This window comes from Thermosediminibacter litoriperuensis (assembly GCF_008124715.1).
GTDB lineage: Bacteria > Bacillota > Thermosediminibacteria > Thermosediminibacterales > Thermosediminibacteraceae > Thermosediminibacter > Thermosediminibacter litoriperuensis.
The window spans coordinates 13,343-32,075 of sequence record NZ_VNHO01000025.1; the positions used below are offsets into that span (position 1 = coordinate 13,343).

Annotated in this window: 16 protein-coding genes; all 16 read left to right on the forward strand. The window is 53.3% G+C overall.

What is annotated here, in order from left to right; translation table 11 throughout:
* The first annotated feature begins 145 nt into the window (after nt 1–145).
* Nucleotides 146–1,750: a putative polysaccharide biosynthesis protein gene (locus LZ11_RS09690; RefSeq protein WP_148867687.1), complete on the forward strand. Its 1,605-nt coding sequence runs from the start codon at nt 146–148 to the stop codon at nt 1,748–1,750.
* A gap of 20 nt (nt 1,751–1,770) precedes the next feature.
* On the forward strand, nt 1,771–2,544 hold the full coding sequence (gene mazG, locus LZ11_RS09695; RefSeq protein WP_148867700.1) for a nucleoside triphosphate pyrophosphohydrolase: 774 nt from the start codon (nt 1,771–1,773) through the stop codon (nt 2,542–2,544).
* Nucleotides 2,545–2,631: 87 nt separating this feature from the next.
* Entirely contained in the window at nt 2,632–2,907 is a 276-nt protein-coding gene (locus LZ11_RS09700; protein WP_148867688.1) for an HU family DNA-binding protein, read from the forward strand.
* A gap of 149 nt (nt 2,908–3,056) precedes the next feature.
* Nucleotides 3,057–4,031 carry a SpoIID/LytB domain-containing protein gene (locus tag LZ11_RS09705; RefSeq protein WP_148867689.1) on the forward strand — a complete coding sequence of 325 codons (975 nt, stop codon included), beginning with the start codon at nt 3,057–3,059 and terminating at the stop codon, nt 4,029–4,031.
* Between the two features lie 68 nt (nt 4,032–4,099).
* The gene (gene yabP, locus LZ11_RS09710) at nt 4,100–4,381 is read left to right on the forward strand and encodes a sporulation protein YabP (protein ID WP_148867690.1); all 282 of its coding nucleotides are present in this window, start codon (nt 4,100–4,102) and stop codon (nt 4,379–4,381) included.
* Nucleotides 4,382–4,412: 31 nt separating this feature from the next.
* Nucleotides 4,413–4,850, forward strand: coding sequence for a spore cortex biosynthesis protein YabQ (yabQ, locus tag LZ11_RS09715; protein ID WP_148867691.1), 438 nt, complete (start codon nt 4,413–4,415; stop codon nt 4,848–4,850).
* 53 nt (nt 4,851–4,903) lie between these two features.
* Nucleotides 4,904–5,191: an FtsB family cell division protein gene (locus LZ11_RS09720; RefSeq protein WP_246110790.1), complete on the forward strand. Its 288-nt coding sequence runs from the start codon at nt 4,904–4,906 to the stop codon at nt 5,189–5,191.
* 78 nt (nt 5,192–5,269) lie between these two features.
* Entirely contained in the window at nt 5,270–5,647 is a 378-nt protein-coding gene (locus LZ11_RS09725; RefSeq protein ID WP_148867692.1) for a S1 RNA-binding domain-containing protein, read from the forward strand.
* A gap of 114 nt (nt 5,648–5,761) precedes the next feature.
* Entirely contained in the window at nt 5,762–6,673 is a 912-nt protein-coding gene (locus LZ11_RS09730; RefSeq protein WP_148867693.1) for a Ppx/GppA phosphatase family protein, read from the forward strand.
* Nucleotides 6,674–6,867: 194 nt separating this feature from the next.
* A complete protein-coding gene (gene rpoB / locus LZ11_RS09735; RefSeq protein WP_148867694.1) occupies nt 6,868–10,497 on the forward strand; it encodes a DNA-directed RNA polymerase subunit beta in 3,630 nt (1,209 codons plus the stop codon).
* A gap of 65 nt (nt 10,498–10,562) precedes the next feature.
* Complete coding sequence (rpoC, locus tag LZ11_RS09740; protein WP_148867695.1) at nt 10,563–14,117, forward strand: DNA-directed RNA polymerase subunit beta'; 3,555 nt, start codon at nt 10,563–10,565, stop codon at nt 14,115–14,117.
* A gap of 90 nt (nt 14,118–14,207) precedes the next feature.
* Nucleotides 14,208–14,456 carry a ribosomal L7Ae/L30e/S12e/Gadd45 family protein gene (locus LZ11_RS09745; protein ID WP_148867696.1) on the forward strand — a complete coding sequence of 83 codons (249 nt, stop codon included), beginning with the start codon at nt 14,208–14,210 and terminating at the stop codon, nt 14,454–14,456.
* A gap of 63 nt (nt 14,457–14,519) precedes the next feature.
* On the forward strand, nt 14,520–14,894 hold the full coding sequence (gene rpsL / locus LZ11_RS09750; RefSeq protein ID WP_148867697.1) for a 30S ribosomal protein S12: 375 nt from the start codon (nt 14,520–14,522) through the stop codon (nt 14,892–14,894).
* Nucleotides 14,895–14,911: 17 nt separating this feature from the next.
* A complete protein-coding gene (gene rpsG / locus LZ11_RS09755; protein WP_148867698.1) occupies nt 14,912–15,385 on the forward strand; it encodes a 30S ribosomal protein S7 in 474 nt (157 codons plus the stop codon).
* A gap of 57 nt (nt 15,386–15,442) precedes the next feature.
* Nucleotides 15,443–17,509, forward strand: coding sequence for an elongation factor G (fusA, locus tag LZ11_RS09760; protein ID WP_148867699.1), 2,067 nt, complete (start codon nt 15,443–15,445; stop codon nt 17,507–17,509).
* A gap of 20 nt (nt 17,510–17,529) precedes the next feature.
* Complete coding sequence (tuf, locus tag LZ11_RS09765) at nt 17,530–18,732, forward strand: elongation factor Tu (protein WP_148865744.1); 1,203 nt, start codon at nt 17,530–17,532, stop codon at nt 18,730–18,732.
* Nucleotide 18,733 lies beyond the last annotated feature (1 nt).

Sequence of the window (18,733 nt, forward strand, 5' to 3'; positions counted from 1 at the left end):
TCAAGGAAAATTTAATAAAACGCAAAAAAAGTTTGACAAAAAACATAATTTCCTTCAAGGAAAATTTAAATATTGAAGGACTGAATCAAATAGAATATAATTAAGGGGCGTAGTATGAAGCAAGCCAGGAAAGGCGGGGTCCTCTTTGACGGAAAAACGAAATTCCTTCCTCAAAGGAGCCATCATCCTCACTGCAGCGGGCTTTCTGGTAAAGATCCTGGGTGCCGTCTACAGGATTCCACTGGCTATGATGATAAAGGACGAAGGCATGGGCCTTTATCAAATGGCCTACCCCATATACGTGACACTGCTGTCCGTCTCCACCGCCGGCCTTCCCACGGCTATATCCAAGATGGTGGCCGGGGATGTGGCCGTAAAGAGGTATCGAAACGCTCACAGGGTATTCAAGGTGTCGCTGGTCGTCCTGACGCTGGTAGGAGCCGTGCTGACGGTGTTTTTAATGCTAAGCGCTAGGGTTTTGTCCGAGAAGGTACTAGGCAACCCGAAAGCCTTTTACCCGCTGATCAGCATTTCTCCGGCGATTTTTTTCGTTTCGATTATGTCCAGCTTTCGCGGGTTCTTCCAGGGACTGCAGGATATGACGCCCTCGGCTGTATCGCAGGTAATTGAACAGGTGGGCCGGGTGGTAACCGTATTCGTACTGGCGACTCTGCTGCTTCCCAGGGGCGTCGAATACGCCGCCGCCGGAGCCGCTTTCGGGCCCGTCGTGGGTTCGTTAGCAGGGTTACTGCTGCTGATGGCTGTTTACAGGAGGAGAAAGAGGGATCTTTTCGATTCCCTCAGGGCCGGCTCCGACGCCGTGTTGGAAAATCCGGTACATATAGCCTGGAGGCTTTTTGCCTTCGCCATACCCATAACCCTCGGAGGGCTTATTATTCCGGTTATGAACCTGGCCGACGCGGCCATTGTCACGAGGAGGCTGCAGGACGCCGGCTTTTCGGTGATCAGAGCCACCGAGCTATACGGCCAGCTCACCGGCATGGCGGCGCCGCTCATAAACCTGCCTGCGGTGATGACCATGAGCATGGCGGCCAGCCTAGTGCCGGCCGTCTCGGAGGCCGTAGCGCTGAAAAACGCTAGAATGGTGGCGGCCAGGGCCGAGACCGGAGTGAGGGTGACCTTTATTTTTGCCCTGCCGGCGGCTATGGGATTGTTCGTGCTGGCCGAGCCGGTGTCGGTGCTGCTCTACAAGAATCCACAGGCCGGGATTCCGCTGTCAATTCTATCCTGGGGTATCATATTCCTGGCACTGCAGCAGACTACCACGGGGTTACTACAGGGCGTGGGGAAAACCGCCATACCGGTGAGAAACCTGGCAGTAGGGGCGGTTTTCAAGGTATTCATAAATTACACCCTGACCGCGGTCCCGGGGATAAACATAAAGGGGGCCGCTCTGGGAACTGTCGTCGGGTATCTGGTTTCATCGCTCTTAAATTTCGTTTCGGCGATGAAATGGACCGGAATGGCCCTGGATCTGAACCGCATGATAGTAAAGCCTTCTCTGGCTACAGCAGTCATGGGAGGGGCCGTATATTACTGCTACGAAGCGATGAGAGCGGCGGGCGCGGGCAACAGTGCGGCCACTCTGGCGTCGGTAGGCTTGGGCGCCTTTATATACCCGTTGCTGCTCCTCGCCGCCGGGGGCCTAGGGGAAGAGGAACTGAGCCTTATACCCGGAGGATCGCGTATAATCCGCTGGCTGCAGAAAATGGGTGCTATTAGGAGGTGATTTTTACGTCCGGGTATTCGATGAAGGACCTGATTGAAATAATGGCCCGGCTTAGGGGTGAAAACGGCTGTCCGTGGGACAAGGCCCAGACTCACGAGACGCTCAAACCCTTTTTGCTGGAAGAAGCCTATGAGGTGATCGACGCCATTGACGGCGGCGATCCCGGGGAGCTTTCGGAAGAACTGGGCGACCTCCTTTTACAGATAGTTTTTCACAGCAGGATCGCCGAAGAAAACGGGCGCTTTTGCTTTGACGATGTGGTTGACGGCATCTGTAAAAAGATGGTACGCCGTCACCCCCATATATTCGGCGATTTAAAGGTCAGTGGTGCCGCCGACGTACTAAAAAACTGGGAAGACATAAAAAAAGAGGAAAAAGAAGTGAACTCCTATGCCGAGACGATGGACAAGGTGCCCGAGATCTTCCCCGCGCTGATGAGGGCTTACAAGGTTCAGGAGAAGGCTGCCAGGGTGGGTTTCGATTGGGAAAATGTGGAGGGAGCCCTGGAAAAGGTGTACGAAGAGCTGAAAGAGCTGAAGGAAGTATATAAAAGCAATAATAGTGATAAAATAAGGGAAGAGATAGGGGATCTCCTTTTTGCGGTAGTCAACGTGGCGCGGTTTTTAAGCGTAAACCCGGAACTTGCCCTGAGGGAAGCTACCAGAAAATTTATCCGGCGGTTTAAATATGTCGAAGAGGCTGCGTCAAAAATCGATAAAAATTTACAGGAAATGTCACTAGAAGACATGGACCGGTTATGGAACGAAGGGAAAAATAAAGAAAAAAAGTTATAAATTTCCTAGAGACAAGAAGGAATTTCCCAATTCGCGGAGAATAGACTAAATATGATACTTACAGTTATTTAAGAGGAGGGAATTTGGGTGAACAAAGCTGAACTGATCTCCATAATGGCGGAAAAAAGCGGTTTGACAAAAAAAGACTCGGAGAAAGCTCTGAACGCCTTTATCGAAGCTGTATCCGAAGCTCTGTCGAAGAGGGATAAGGTGCAGCTGGTGGGATTTGGCACCTTTGAGGTAAGAGAGAGAAGCCAAAGGAAGGGTCGCAATCCCCAGACCGGTGAAGAAATCAACATTCCCGCAGCCAGCATCCCTGCGTTTAAAGCTGGCAAGGCCCTGAAAGACAGCATAAACAAGTAAGATCGCAATCATATTTTGTAATTTTTAATGGATTATTATAGGCTCAACAGGGCCTATTTTTTTTCCTCCCGCGGGATAATAATTTACTCCTCGAGAACAATACTAATATTGCAACCGTTAAATTTTTTTATTTTGCGGGAGGATTTGGTATGAAACACAGGACATTGACGGTGTTGTTGGTGCTGGCCGTAATAGCAGCGTTAATACTTTCCGGGTGTGCTAGGTGGCGGCCCGATGAAAAAAAACCCGCCCTGCCCGAAATTCCGGATAAAATCAGCCGGGGCCGGGGGAAAGAACCCCAGCTCACCGTATACGAAGTCAGTACCAATACCAGGAAAAAGATGAATCTGGAGGATTACGTAGCAGGAGTGGTGGCCGGCGAAATGGAAAACAACTGGCCGGTGGAAGCCCTGGCAGCCCAGGCCATACTGGCCAGGACCTACGTGCTGGAGTTTGTGGCCGACAAGGGCCAGTCCAAATACGGCAACGCCGATATATCCACCGACTTCGAAGAGGCCCAGGCCTGGAATCCCTCCAATATCAACGACAGAGTGAAAAAGGCCGTCCAGATGACCAGGGGTAAAGTAATAACTTACCAGGGGAAATACATCAAGGCCTGGTTCCATTCCCACTCGGGCGGCATGACGGCCACCCCGAAGGAGGGGCTTAATTACAAGGAAGAGGAGCCGCCGTATATTACTGTTGTAAAATCTCCCGATGAGAACGCCGGTCCCGAAGGCAAGAAGACGTGGTCGGCCACCTTCACCAAAGAGGAGCTGAGGCGGGTGATAAAAGAAAAGCTGGGCCAGGATACTGGGCCCATCGATGAAGTATCCGTAGTCGAGAGAGGCCCCTCCGGCAGAGCAACCAAAATTAAAATAGGCAACGCCACCGTGCCCGCGCCCGATCTCAGGACAGCCCTCGACCCCATGAGGATGAGGTCGACCTTCCTGACAGGTCTGAGGGTTGAGGGAGAAAACGTTGTCATGGAAGGTAAGGGGTTCGGCCACGGCGTTGGGCTATCCCAGTGGGGCGCCAACGTCCTAGCCCGGCAGGGCAAATCACCGGAAGACATAATAAAGTACTACTTTAAAGGTGTGGATATCGTCAAATTGTGGGACTGAATATCATAAAATAAGGCCCTCCCTAATATAATTTCCTAGGGGAAGTTGTATGAAGGGGGGGCTTTTTCTTGGATGAAAAAAAGTCTACAAAGCACAGGCTCACTTTGCAGGACAGGGAAATTCTCGAGATAGACGGTGTGCTTAACGTAGAAAAATTCACCGATGAAGATATTGTGCTTTCGACGGAGAAAGGCATGCTCAACATAAAGGGAGAAAAAATGCATATGAAACAGCTGAACCTGGACCAGGGCCTGATTATTGTTGAGGGTTACGTGAAGATGCTGGCATATACAGAGGAAATCTCCGCCACGGAGAAGGGCAAGGGCCTTTTAAATCGGCTGTTCCGGTAGTATACAGCAAGCGGAAGGAAACGAGGCCTGTATGAATTTAGCAGATGTGGATACCCAGCTCCTTTTCCTAGCGGGTGCCCTGGCCTCGGGAGCGGTAGCTGGGCTGGTCTTCGACGTTTACAGGCGGATCAGGAATTTTTTGAGGCCCGGCCCTTTTTTGACGGCGTTGGGGGACCTGGCGTACTGGGCGTTGACGGCGGCCTTCACCTTTTACATAACCTACCGGATCAATTACGGACAGGTCAGGGGATATCTTTTTCTTGGATTCGGCGTCGGGCTTTTGTTTTACATTACCGCCGTAAGTCCCCACGTCATAAGAATTTTTATAATTCTGGAACGGGTCTTGTCAAAAACCTTCAGCCTTCCCGGAGAAGCCTTCCGGCGCGCATCTCGATTAAAGGGAGTGAGGCTAGTAAAGAGGATAATAAGCGATGCCCGCCGCGTGTTTTTTAAAATAAAAAAGGGTTAAAGGAGGATTTTTGAATATTTTATCGAATGTAATACCCAAAAGGGGGACTTGCGGTGGGAGGTAAGAAGAGATTCAAGCTGGGGAGAATAATATTCATCCTTTTTCTGGTATACTTCGTATACACTTTTACAGTGCAACAACTCAAAATCAACGACCTGCGCCGGCAGGAGCTGGAGCTCAGTCAGGAGATGAGCCGGCTCGTAGAGGAAAGGGATAGGCTTAAAAAGGAGATTGAGCTTTTAAATACCGAAAGCTATATAGAAAAGCTGGCCAGGGACCAGCTGGGGCTGGTCAAGCCCGGGGAGATTCTCTATAAAATATCATCGCCCCGCGGCGATTAGCATTATTGACTTTGGACTGATTTGTAGAGTATAATTAACTCATTAAGCGCAATGTTTTAAAGGAGGAATACTTTTAGAATGCCTGTTGATGTGGGCCAAATCGTAGAGGGGAAAGTTACCGGAATTACCAGATTTGGAGCTTTCGTGGAGCTACCCGACGGCGCTACTGGCCTGGTGCATATATCGGAGGTGGCCGACGGTTTCGTAAAGGACGTCAGAGATTATTTGAACTGCAACGACATCGTGAAGGTCAAGGTGATCGCCGTATCCGAAGACGGCAAGATCAGCCTGTCCATCCGCAAGACCAAGGAAAACCAGAGGCACCGGAGGATGAGCAACCTGAGCTTTGAGGAAAAATTAGCCAGATTCTTGAAGGAAAGCGAAGAACGCCAGCAGGATCTGAGGCGCTACGAGTCCAAAAAGGGTTCCGGGGGGTATAAGCGCAGGGCCTATTGATAATTTGACATTCACGTAATATTCTAGAATGGTTAAAATCATCCAGGGCGAAGACCCTGGATTTTTAGTGTATATGAAAAAGGGAGAGCCAAATACTGTACCGGGAGGTGTCCCATGAAAGCGGCTGTCATAGATCTGGGGTCGAATTCCGTGAGACTTCTTGTAGCCGAAGTCGAGGGAGGAAGGGTAATGCCGGTATTCAAGGACCTGGTGACCACCCGCCTCGGCGAAGGCGTCGCCGAAACGGGCTTATTGAGCCCAGAATCCATGGAAAGCACCCTGACCGCCGTCCTCGAATTTCAAAAAGCAGCCCTGTTCGCCGGCTGCGAGAGGATAACGGCCTTTGCCACTAGTGCCGTGCGGGAAGCCGGAAACGGTCAGGAGTTTCTGAAATCGATTAAAGAGCGGGTGGGGATCGAGGTCCGGCTGCTTTCGGGCCAGGAAGAGGCCGAGCTCTCCTTCCTGGGGGCAAGGGAGGGCCTGGGACTCCAAGGGCAGGCCCTTGTCGTAGATATAGGCGGAGGCAGCACCGAGCTTGCCCTCGGATCCGAAAAGGTCGAGATGAGCGTAAGCCTTCCCATGGGAGCCGTCAGGTGGACGCAGAGGTTTTTAAAATCTGATCCTCCACAGGCGGAGGAAATAACCGCCCTTCGGCATGAAGCCCGCAGCCTGCTTTCGAATTTCAAAGACCGCTTCGGAGGTATGAAAAGTCCCCAGGGCGTGACTGCCGTAGGGGTTGGAGGCACGCTCACATCCCTGGCGGCCGTATCCCTGGAGTTGAAGGAATACCACTGGTCAAAGGTGCACGGATGCGTCCTGGGGCTTGACGCGATGGAAGCCATCACCGGAAAGCTTTGCCGCCTCGCGCCCCTGGAAAGAAAAAAGATCGCCGGCCTTGCCCCTGGCCGTGCGGACATCATAGCGGCGGGAGCCCTTATAGCTCTTGAGATAATGAAGTTTCTCGAGCTGGGGTCCATAATCGTGAGTGAATCTGACCTCATGGAGGGAATTTTGTTGACAAATTAACTTCCGTATGATATTATTATAAACTGCACGATTATGGACAAAGTTGGTCAAACTGCCTTACGCTGAATATAATAGACTGAAAATGGTAAATATTATATAGATGGAAAACTGTAACGGCAAAAACCAAAAGCAGGTTTTTTGTTGGGGGCCTCGCTTTTGGCTATTTTTACTTTTATAAAGGGGTGAAGGAAAGGATGGTTCGTCCCGTAAAAGTAGGAGGACGCACCCGCTGGAGTTTCGCCAAGATCGAGGAAATAAGAGATCTCCCGTACCTGATAGAGATACAGAAGAAGTCCTACGAGTGGTTTTTAAACGAAGGCCTCAGAGAGGTTCTGCAGGAGTTTTCTCCCATCGAGGATTTTACCGGTAACCTGGTGCTGGAGTTTCTCGACTATACCCTGGATAACAACCCCAAGTACTCGGTCGATGAGTGTAAGGAAAGGGACGTTACATACGCTGTTCCCCTTAAGGTTCGCGTAAGACTTATAAATAAAGAGACAGGCGAGGTAAAGGAACAGGACGTCTTCATGGGCGACTTCCCGCTCATGACCGAAAACGGCACCTTCATAATAAACGGAGCCGAGCGGGTTATCGTAAGCCAGCTCGTGGGTTCGCCCGGCGTGTACTTCGACCGGCAGATTGACAAGAACGGCAGGGCCCTCTATATGGGTACAGTTATCCCCAACCGTGGTGCCTGGCTTGAAATGGAGACCGACTCCAACGAGGTCATATACGTGAGGGTCGACAGGACCCGAAAGATCCCTGTAACTGTGCTCTTAAGGGCTATCGGGTACGGCACCAACGCGCAGATCCTCGAACTTTTAGGCGAAGACGAAAAAATCCTCAGGACTTTAGAAAAGGATAACACGGAAAATCAGGAAGAGGCGCTCCTCGAAATATACAAGAGGCTGAGACCCGGAGAGCCGCCCACTGTGGAAAACGCAAGAGCTCTCCTGGAGGCCCTGTTTTTCGACCCCAAGCGCTATGACCTGGCCAGCGTGGGCAGGTACAAGTTCAACAAAAAACTGAGGCTCAGGAACCGCATCGTCGGCAAGATAGCAGCGGAGAACGTCGAGGACCCCGACGCCGGGGAGATAATCCTCAAAAAAGGCGAAAAAATTACCCGCAAGATGGCCGAAACCCTTGAGTCCCGCAGGATAAACGAGATCAAGATAATGGTCGAGGAAGACAAGGCGGTAAAGGTCATAGCCAACGGATACAACGACGGCGAAGGCCCCGATGTTTTTCCCACGGAGAAATATATCACCGTAGAGGATATAGTTGCTTCCATAAACTACCTCCTGAATCTCTCCTACGGCATCGGCGACGTGGACGATATCGACCACCTGGGCAACCGCAGGGTCAGGTCAGTGGGCGAACTCCTGCAAAACCAGTTCCGCATAGGGCTTGCCCGGATGGAGCGGGTCGTCAAAGAGCGCATGACCATCCAGGACGTGGACGCCATAACTCCTCAGGGACTCATCAACATAAGGCCTCTGGTGGCTGCCATAAAGGAGTTCTTCGGCAGCAGCCAGCTGTCCCAGTTCATGGACCAGACCAACCCCCTGGCGGAGCTGACTCACAAGAGGAGACTCAGCGCCCTCGGGCCCGGGGGCTTGAGCCGCGAGAGGGCCGGCTTCGAGGTCAGGGACGTCCACTACTCCCACTACGGCCGTATGTGTCCCATCGAGACTCCTGAAGGTCCCAACATAGGACTCATCAGCTCCCTCAGCACCTATGCCAGGGTAAACCAGTACGGATTTATAGAGACGCCTTACCGTAAGGTCGACAAAGAAAGAGGCGTGGTCACCGACGACGTGGAATATCTGACCGCCGATGAGGAAGAGGAATTTATCATAGCACAGGCGAATGTGCCCCTGGACGAAGAGGGCAGGTTCGTGCAGAAGAGGGTTACGGCCAGGTATAAGGACGACACTGTAGTGGTTCCCGCTGAAGAAGTCGATTACATGGACGTATCGCCGAAGCAGCTGGTCAGCGTAGCCACCGCTCTGATTCCCTTCCTGGAACACGACGACGCCAACCGCGCCCTCATGGGTTCTAACATGCAGCGCCAGGCGGTTCCTCTCATAACCACGGAAGCTCCCCTGGTGGGTACGGGTATAGAGTGGCGGGCCGCTCTGGATTCCGGCGTCATGATTGTGGCCAAAAATTCGGGCGTGGTGGAAAGGGTAACGGCAAGAGAGATAGTGATCCGGAGGGATAGCGACAAGGGCCTTGATGTATATAAAGTTCATAAATTCATGAGGTCCAACCAGGGGACCTGCATCAACCAGAGGCCTATAGTGAAAAAGGGCGAGAGGGTTGAAGCGGGCCAGCCAATAGCCGACGGCCCTTCCACGGACCACGGCGAACTGGCGTTGGGCAAGAACGTGCTGGTGGCGTTCATGCCCTGGGAAGGTTACAACTACGAGGACGCCATCCTGATTTCGGAACGCCTGGTGAGGGAGGACGTTTTCACCTCGATTCACATAGAGCAGTACGAAGCTGAGGCCCGGGACACCAAACTGGGTCCCGAAGAGATCACAAGAGATATACCTAACGTGGGTGAGGACGCCCTGAAAGATCTGGACGAAAGGGGAATCATCCGAATAGGCGCCGAGGTCCGTGCCGGGGACATACTAGTGGGCAAGGTAACTCCCAAGGGCGAGACCGAACTCACCGCGGAAGAAAGGCTGCTCAGGGCTATATTCGGAGAAAAGGCGAGGGAGGTCAGGGACACGTCCCTCAGGGTTCCTCACGGCGAGTACGGCATCGTCGTGGACGTCAAGGTGTTCAGCCGGGAAAACGGCGACGAACTGCCACCGGGAGTGAACCAGCTGGTCAGGGTTTACGTAGCCCAAAAGAGGAAAATCTCCGAGGGCGACAAGATGGCAGGCCGTCACGGCAACAAGGGTGTAATCTCCAGGATACTGCCCGTGGAAGACATGCCGTATCTGCCCGATGGGACGCCGGTGGACATAGTACTGAACCCCCTTGGCGTTCCTTCCCGGATGAACATCGGTCAGGTGCTGGAGACGCATCTCGGATGGGCGGCAAAGGTGCTGGGCTGGCATGTGGCCACGCCGGTTTTCGACGGCGCCCACGAAGATGAAATATTTGAGTGCCTCAGGAAGGCCGGTTTGCCTGAAGACGGCAAGATTGAGCTCAGGGACGGACGCACCGGCGAACCCTTCGACAAAAAGGTTACGGTGGGTTACATGTACATGCTCAAGCTGGCCCACCTGGTGGATGACAAGATCCACGCCAGGTCTACGGGTCCCTACTCCCTGGTCACCCAGCAGCCGCTGGGCGGTAAAGCCCAGTTCGGCGGCCAAAGGTTCGGTGAAATGGAAGTATGGGCTCTGGAGGCGTACGGGGCAAGCTTCACCCTGCAGGAGCTCCTGACGGTGAAGTCCGACGACGTAATGGGCCGCGTGAAGACCTACGAGGCTATAGTAAAGGGCGAAAACGTGCCGGAACCGGGGATACCCGAATCCTTCAAGGTGCTTATCAAAGAACTGCAGTCCCTGTGCCTTGACGTGAAGATACTTTCTGAGGATGCTAAGGAGATAGAGATCAAGGAGACTGACGAATATGAGGATACCGAAGCCCTCGACGTGAACATGGAGGGCCTGGAAGATCAGGGAGAAATGCCTGTAAGGGAAGAGGAACCCGACGAAGACCTGGAGGAAGAGCCGGAGGACGAAGACGTATACGAGGAATTCATCGAGGAGGACAGAGAACTTGCGCGGGATCTGGACTTCAGCGATGAGGATTATAAGGATAACCTGGAGTACGGAGAGAGCGAGGAAGAAGATTATTGATATGATAAATCCCTGACTGGCTGTCCCGAAATGATGCTCAATAATAATGAAGGGAGAGACACCCTTTGCTTGAGCTTAACTTTTTTGATTCCATAAAAATAGGTCTTGCATCTCCAGAACAGATAAGGGAATGGTCAAAGGGTGAGGTTAAAAAACCCGAGACGATAAACTACCGCACTTTGAAACCGGAAAAGCAGGGGCTGTTCTGCGAGAGGATTTTTGGGCCCGTCAAGGACTGGGAGTGCCACTGCGGAAAATACAAGAGAGTTAAGTACAAGGGCGTTATCTGCGACCGCTGCGGCGTCGAGGTTACCAAGTCTAAGGTGCGCCGCGAGAGGATGGGGCACATAGAACTTGCCGCTCCTGTGTCCCACATCTGGTTCTTGAAGGGCATCCCGAGCCGGATAGGCCTCATGCTCGACATGTCCCCCCGCTCCCTGGAAAAAGTTATATACTTCGCTTCATATATAGTCATCGACCCGGGCAACACGCCGCTGGCCAAGAAACAGCTTCTCACTGAAAAGGAATACCGGGAGTACAGGGAAAAATATGGTAACGCCTTCAAGGCCGGCATGGGGGCCGAGGCTATAAAGGAGCTTTTGGAAGAGATCGACCTGGAGAAGCTGGCTAAAGAGCTAAGAGCCGAGCTAAAGGAGGCCAACGGTCAGAAAAAAGTACGGATCCTGAGAAGGCTTGAAGTAGTGGAGGCCTTCAGAAAGTCGGGTAACAGGCCCGAGTGGATGATACTCGAGGTCATACCGGTCATACCGCCGGACCTGCGTCCTATGGTGCAGCTGGACGGCGGTCGTTTTGCCACCTCCGACCTGAACGACCTCTACCGCAGGGTTATCAACAGGAACAACCGCCTGAAGAGGCTCCTGGACCTGGGGGCTCCCGATATAATAGTGCGCAATGAAAAGAGGATGTTGCAGGAAGCGGTTGACGCGCTCATAGACAACGGCAGGCGCGGAAGGCCGGTTACCGGGCCGGGCAACAGGCCTTTGAAGTCTTTGAGCGACATGCTCAAGGGAAAACAGGGACGCTTCAGGCAAAACCTCTTGGGTAAGCGCGTCGACTACTCCGGCCGTTCGGTAATAGTGGTCGGCCCCGAGCTTAAGCTCTACCAGTGCGGCCTTCCAAAGGAGATGGCACTGGAGCTCTTCAAGCCCTTTGTGATGAAAAAGCTGGTGGAGGACGGCCACGCCCACAACATAAAGAGCGCCAAGCGCATGGTGGAAAGGGTTAAGCCCGAAGTATGGGACGTGCTGGAGGAGGTTATCAAGGAGCATCCGGTGCTCTTAAACAGGGCTCCCACGCTGCACCGCCTGGGTATTCAGGCCTTCGAGCCGGTGCTGGTTGAGGGCCGGGCCATACAGATTCACCCGCTGGTGTGCACCGCTTACAACGCCGACTTCGACGGCGATCAGATGGCTGTGCACGTGCCCCTTTCGGCGGAGGCCCAGGCCGAGGCGAGGCTTCTTATGCTTTCCGCCAACAACATGCTGAAGCCTGCCGACGGCAAGCCGGTGGTTACGCCGACGCAGGATATGGTGCTCGGAGTCTACTACCTTACCATTGAGCGCGACGGCGAAAAAGGTGAGGGCAAGTACTTTTCCTCTCCCGAAGAAGTCGTCCTGGCCTACAATATGGGTGAGGTGTCCCTCCACGCCAAGATAAACGTGAGGATAACAAAGGAAATCGACGGAAAAAAGCGTTCGAAAATTATCACGACGACTCCGGGCCGTATCATATTAAACGAATGTATACCACAGGATCTGGGATTTGTGGACAGGAGTAAAGAGGAAAACCTCTTCGAACTGGAGCTCAACACCCTGGTCGACAAGGGCAAACTGGGAGAAATAGTAGACCGCTGCTACAAAAAGCACGGCACTACGGTGACCGCCCAAGTCCTCGATAAAATAAAATCAGTAGGTTTTCATTACGCCACAAAAGCCGGTATAACCATAGGCATTACCGACATAGAGATACCGGCGGACAAGGAGAAGATCCTTTCCGAGGCGGAAGAACAGGTTGACCAGGTAGAACTCATGTACAGGCGAGGGCTTATTTCCGACGAAGAACGCTACGAAAAAGTCATCGAAATTTGGGCCAATGCCACCGATCGCGTCACCGAAAGCCTTATGAACAGCCTCGACAGACTGAATCCCGTCTACATGATGGCCAATTCCGGTGCCAGGGGTAACAAACAGCAGATAAGGCAGCTGGCCGGCATGAGAGGTCTTATGGCTGACACAGCGGGCCGGATCCTTGACCTGCCGATAAAGGCCAATTTCCGCGAAGGCCTTACAGTACTGGAATACTTCATATCAACCCATGGCGCCAGAAAAGGTCTTGCCGATACGGCCCTCAGGACCGCGGACTCCGGATACCTCACCAGGCGCCTGGTAGACGTCAGCCAGGACGTGATAGTGAGAGAACTGGACTGCGGCACCACCGAAGGGATAACGGTAAGGGCCATAATGGACGGCAAAGAGGTAATAGAGCCGCTGAAGGAGCGCATCGACGGGCGCTATGCTCTGGAAGATGTAATAGACCCCAATACCGGTGAGGTGTTGGTGCGCGCCGATGAGATGATCACCGACAGCATCGCCGACAGGATTATCGCCGCGGGCATTAAAGAAGTCAAGATCAGGTCGGTGCTCACTTGCAGGACGCGCCACGGGGTCTGTGCCAAGTGTTACGGCAAAAACCTGGCTACCGGCAGGCCCGTGGAAGTGGGTGAAGCTGTGGGTATCATAGCGGCTCAGTCCATCGGCGAACCGGGTACCCAGCTTACCATGAGAACTTTCCATACCGGCGGAATTGCTGGACACGACATAACTCAGGGTCTTCCCAGGGTAGAGGAGCTTTTTGAAGCCCGCAGGCCCAAGGGGCAGGCGGTCATCACCGAAAATTCGGGGGTCGTTAGGATTCTCGACACCAAGAAGAAAAGGGAAGTCGAGGTCACCAGCGACGACGGGGAGGTCAGGGTATACCAGATTCCTTACGGCGCAAGGCTTACAGTGGAGAACGGCAGCCGGGTGGAAGCCGGAGACTCTTTATGCGAAGGCCCCATCAACCCTCACGACATACTCAGGATAAAGGGTGTGCGCGGCGTCCAGACCTATCTCCTGCAGGAAGTGCTCAAGGTTTACAGGATGCAGGGCGTCGATATCAACGATAAACACATAGAGATTATAATCCGCCAGATGCTGCGCAAAGTAAAAGTGGAGGACCCGGGTGAAACGGACCTCTTACCGGGCGAGCTGATAGACATTTTTGAGTTCGAGAATATAAACGAGCAGGCCAGGCGGGAAGGCAAGAAGCCGGCCGAAGCGAGAAGAGTCTTGCTGGGCATAACCAAGGCTTCCCTTGCCACCGATTCGTTCCTGTCAGCCGCTTCCTTCCAGGAGACCACGAGAGTATTGACTGAAGCGGCAATAAAGGGCAAGGTAGACCCGCTGCTGGGCTTAAAGGAAAACGTTATAATAGGAAAGCTCATACCCGCCGGTACCGGAATGAAGCGGTACAGGGGTATCAGAATATACATCGAAGGACAGGAACCCGGGGAGGAAAACCAGCCGCCGGCGGAGGCTGTGAATGCCCCGGAGGGAGCGTAAATCCTTATTGACAGCCATCAGCGATAATGCTAAAATATATAGGTGCGTGCTCAAGCTTCATAAAAAGCATGAGCTTGAGGAGGGCATGAGATGCTTAACAAATTAAAAGGTGCCCCCAAAAAGACAGTAGGGACAAAGCAGACGCTGAAAGCAGTGGAAAAGGATCAGGCAGCCGTAGTATTTATAGCCCAGGATGCCGAAGAACATGTGGTGGCCGGCTTGAAGGAACTGTGCCAGTCAAAGGGCATAGAAGTAGTTCCGGTGGCTACAATGAAGGAATTGGGGGAGGCATGCGGTATTGATGTAGGGGCAGCATCGGCTGCAATTTTAAATCAATAAGAAAATATTGGATGCCCCTCTTATGGGGCATTCTTTTTTGATGTATAGGAAGGAGGTGTAACGATGCCGACGATCAATCAGCTGGTGAGGAAAGGAAGGCAGAAGATTGAGCAGAAGTCCAAGGCTCCCGCATTGAGGGGCTGTCCCCAGAAGCGCGGGGTGTGCACCGTAGTAAAGACCACCACGCCCAAGAAGCCCAACTCCGCTCTTAGAAAGATAGCCAGGGTAAGGCTTACCAACGGCGTGGAGGTTACCGCGTACATCCCGGGCATAGGGCACAACCTGCAGGAACACTCGGTGGTTCTCGTGAGGGGAGGCAGGGTAAAGGACCTTCCCGGTGTGAGGTATCACATCATCCGCGGCGCTCTGGATGCAGCAGGAGTTGCTAACAGGAAACAGGGGCGTTCCCTTTACGGAGCCAAAAGGCCGAAGTCTTAAGTGAAGGAGGGAAGAGGATGCCAAGAAAGGGTCATGTTGCGCGCAGGGATGTACCCGAGGATCCCATATATAAGAGTAAGCTGGTGACAAAGCTCATCAACAAACTCATGTACGACGGCAAGAAGAGCATTGCCCAGAAAGCCTGCTACGGGGCTTTTGAGATAATCAGGGAAAAGACGGGCAAGGACCCCCTTGAGGTCTTCCAGGAGGCCTTAAAAAATGTAATGCCCGTGCTGGAAGTAAGGCCCCGAAGGGTGGGCGGCGCCACCTATCAGGTGCCCATCGAGGTTCCCGAGCCCAGAAGGCTTTCCCTGGGTATCAGGTGGCTTGTGGAATACGCCCGCCAGCGCAGTGACAAAAAGACCATCAGGGAAAAGCTGGCCGCCGAGATCATGGATGCGGCCAACGGCACCGGCGGCGCCGTTAAGAAGAAAGACGAAACCCACAGGATGGCAGAAGCCAACAGAGCCTTTGCCCATTACAGGTGGTAAGTCGTTAAAGTATCGAGGGCATTTTTTTGGTATTCGTTACAGAAAGGGGTGTAGCATATGCCTAGACAGATTCCGCTGAACAGACTAAGGAATATAGGTATAATGGCGCACATAGATGCCGGTAAAACCACCACTACCGAGAGGATTCTCTTTTACACCGGAAAAGTGCATAAACTGGGAGAAGTCCACGAAGGCACCGCTGTTATGGACTGGATGGAGCAGGAGCAGGAAAGGGGCATTACCATAACATCGGCTTCTACAACCTGCTACTGGAAGGATCACCAGATTAACATTATCGATACGCCAGGCCACGTGGATTTCACGGTGGAAGTAGAGCGGTCCCTACGGGTTCTCGACGGAGCCGTTGCGGTATTTTGTGCAAAAGGCGGTGTTGAGCCGCAGTCCGAGACGGTCTGGCGCCAGGCCGACAAATACGGGGTTCCCAGGATCGCCTATGTAAACAAGATGGATATAATGGGCGCTGATTTTTACAATGTGGTGAAGCAGATAAAGGAAAGACTGGGAGCCAATCCCGTGCCCGTCCAGATCCCCATCGGCAGCGAGGACACCTTCAGGGGAATCGTGGACCTGGTAGGAATGAAGGCCTACATTTATACCAACGATCTGGGCACCGACATCCAGGTGACGGAAATCCCTGACGAGATCAGGGAGAAGGCCGAGGAGTACAGGGAAAAGATGCTGGAGTCGCTGTCCGACGTCAACGAAGAAATAATGGAAAAATTCCTGGAAGGCCAGGAGATCTCCGAAGCCGAACTCAAGGCAGCCATCAGAAAGGCCTGCGTTGAAGTAAAGGCCGTTCCCGTGTTCTGCGGTTCCTCTTACAGGAACAAAGGCGTACAGCTTCTCCTGGATGCAATAATCGACTACCTGCCTTCACCCCTTGATATCCCGGCTGTTAAGGGAGTCGACCCCGAAACCGGCGGGGAAATCGAAAGGCAGCCCAGCGACGATGAAGCGTTTTCCGCTCTTGCGTTCAAGATCATGAGCGACCCCTACGTGGGTAAGCTGACCTACTTCCGAATTTACTCGGGAACGCTGAAAGCCGGTTCTTACGTTTATAACTCCACCAAGAACAAGAAAGAAAGGATCGGCAGAATCCTCAGGATGCACGCCAACCATAGGCAGGAAATGGAAGAAGCCATGACCGGCGAAATCGTCGCCGCCGTCGGCCTCAAGGATACCACGACCGGCGATACGCTGTGCGCTGAAGAAAAACCCATCATCCTGGAGTCCATGCAGTTCCCCGAACCGGTCATATCGGTGGCCATAGAGCCCAAGACCAAGGCGGACCAGGAAAAGATGGGCATCGCCCTTCAGAGGCTGGCCGAAGAGGACCCCACCTTCAGGACGTACACCGACCAGGAGACCGGCCAGACCATAATAGCCGGTATGGGCGAGCTGCACCTGGAGATAATAGTCGACAGGATGTTCAGGGAGTTCAAGGTTCAGGCCAACGTGGGCAAACCCCAGGTGGCCTACAAGGAGACCATCAAAAAGGCCGTCAAGGCGGAAGGCAAGTACATCCGCCAGACCGGCGGTCGCGGCCAGTACGGCCACGTATGGCTGGAGATCGAACCCCTGGAGCCCGGCAAGGGTTACGAGTTCGTCAACAGGATCGTCGGCGGCGTAATACCCAAGGAATATATACCCGCCGTGGACGCCGGTGTGCGTGAAGCCCTACAGAACGGCGTGCTCGCAGGATATCCGGTCGTCGATGTAAAGGTGACGCTGTTCGACGGTTCCTATCACGAAGTGGACTCTTCGGAAATGGCCTTCAAGATCGCCGGATCGCTGGCGTTCAAGGAAGCCATGAAGAAGGCCGAACCGGTACTTTTAGAACCCATTATGAAAGTGGAAGTGGTGGTGCCCGAAGAATACATGGGCGACGTTATAGGCGACCTCAACTCGAGGAGAGGCCACATAGAGGGTATCGAGCTGCGGAGCGGAGCCCAGGTTGTGAGGGGCTACGTGCCGCTGGCTGAAATGTTCGGTTACGCCACAGACCTGAGGTCCAAGACTCAGGGCAGGGGCACCTACACCATGCAGTTCTCCCACTATGCGGAAGTGCCCAAGAATATAGCGGAGTCCATTATAAACAAATAAATTTCAAAGGAGGAAATACGATGGCAAAGCAAAAATTTGAGAGGAAGAAGCCTCACGTTAACGTAGGCACGATAGGCCACGTAGACCACGGAAAGACCACCCTGACGGCGGCGATCACGCGGTGCCTTTCTACCACAGGGTTTGCCAACTTCGTAGCATACGACCAGATAGACAAAGCTCCCGAAGAGAGGGAACGCGGAATAACCATAGCGACGGCCCACGTGGAATACGAGACCGAGAACAGGCACTATGCCCACGTGGACTGCCCGGGTCACGCCGACTACGTAAAGAACATGATCACCGGAGCCGCCCAGATGGACGGAGCCATCCTGGTAGTATCGGCGGCGGACGGACCCATGCCCCAGACCAGGGAACACATACTGCTTGCCAGGCAGGTAGGCGTACCCTACATCGTAGTCTTCATGAACAAAGTTGACATGGTAGATGACCCCGAACTTTTGGAACTGGTCGAAATGGAAGTAAGAGAACTCCTGTCCTCCTACGAATTTCCCGGCGACGAGATACCCGTAGTGGCCGGCTCGGCATTAAAGGCGCTGGAATGCGGATGCGGCAAGAGGGACTGCGAATGGTGCGGGAAGATATGGCAGCTCATGGACGCCGTAGACGAATATATACCGACACCGGAGCGTGACGCCGACAAACCCTTCCTCATGCCGATCGAAGACGTATTCACCATAACCGGGCGCGGCACCGTAGTGACCGGGAGAGTAGAGAGGGGCACCCTGAAAGTAGGCGACGAAGTAGAGATAGTGGGATTGAACCCCGAGAAGAAGAAGACCGTAGTGACGGGTGTAGAAATGTTCAGGAAGATCCTGGACCAGGCGGTAGCCGGAGACAACATCGGAGCCCTCTTGAGGGGAGTCGACAGGGACGAAGTAGAGAGGGGCATGGTAATAGCCAAACCCGGATCCATCCATCCGCACACCAAATTCAAGGGACAGGTATACGTATTGAAGAAGGAAGAAGGGGGCAGGCACACACCGTTTTTCAACGGATACAGGCCGCAGTTCTATTTCAGGACCACCGATGTTACGGGAGTAATAAAACTGCCCGAGGGCACCGAGATGGTGATGCCGGGGGACAACGTGGTGATGGAGATCGAGCTTATATCTCCCATAGCGATAGAAGAAGGCCTTCGCTTTGCTATCCGCGAGGGTGGCAGGACCGTGGGGGCCGGTGTGGTGACCGAGATAATCGAATAAA

Bases quoted from the DNA above. Each gene is read 5' to 3' on its own strand.
- rpoB (WP_148867694.1), top strand. From the start codon at position 6,868: ATGGTTCGTCCCGTAAAAGTAGGAGGACGCACCCGCTGGAGTTTCGCC.
- mazG (WP_148867700.1), top strand. From the start codon at position 1,771: ATGAAGGACCTGATTGAAATAATGGCCCGGCTTAGGGGTGAAAACGGC.
- LZ11_RS09745 (WP_148867696.1), top strand. From the start codon at position 14,208: ATGCTTAACAAATTAAAAGGTGCCCCCAAAAAGACAGTAGGGACAAAG.
- LZ11_RS09705 (WP_148867689.1), top strand. From the start codon at position 3,057: ATGAAACACAGGACATTGACGGTGTTGTTGGTGCTGGCCGTAATAGCA.
- rpsL (WP_148867697.1), top strand. From the start codon at position 14,520: ATGCCGACGATCAATCAGCTGGTGAGGAAAGGAAGGCAGAAGATTGAG.
- LZ11_RS09730 (WP_148867693.1), top strand. From the start codon at position 5,762: ATGAAAGCGGCTGTCATAGATCTGGGGTCGAATTCCGTGAGACTTCTT.
- rpsG (WP_148867698.1), top strand. From the start codon at position 14,912: ATGCCAAGAAAGGGTCATGTTGCGCGCAGGGATGTACCCGAGGATCCC.
- LZ11_RS09725 (WP_148867692.1), top strand. From the start codon at position 5,270: ATGCCTGTTGATGTGGGCCAAATCGTAGAGGGGAAAGTTACCGGAATT.
- tuf (WP_148865744.1), top strand. From the start codon at position 17,530: ATGGCAAAGCAAAAATTTGAGAGGAAGAAGCCTCACGTTAACGTAGGC.
- yabQ (WP_148867691.1), top strand. From the start codon at position 4,413: ATGAATTTAGCAGATGTGGATACCCAGCTCCTTTTCCTAGCGGGTGCC.
- fusA (WP_148867699.1), top strand. From the start codon at position 15,443: ATGCCTAGACAGATTCCGCTGAACAGACTAAGGAATATAGGTATAATG.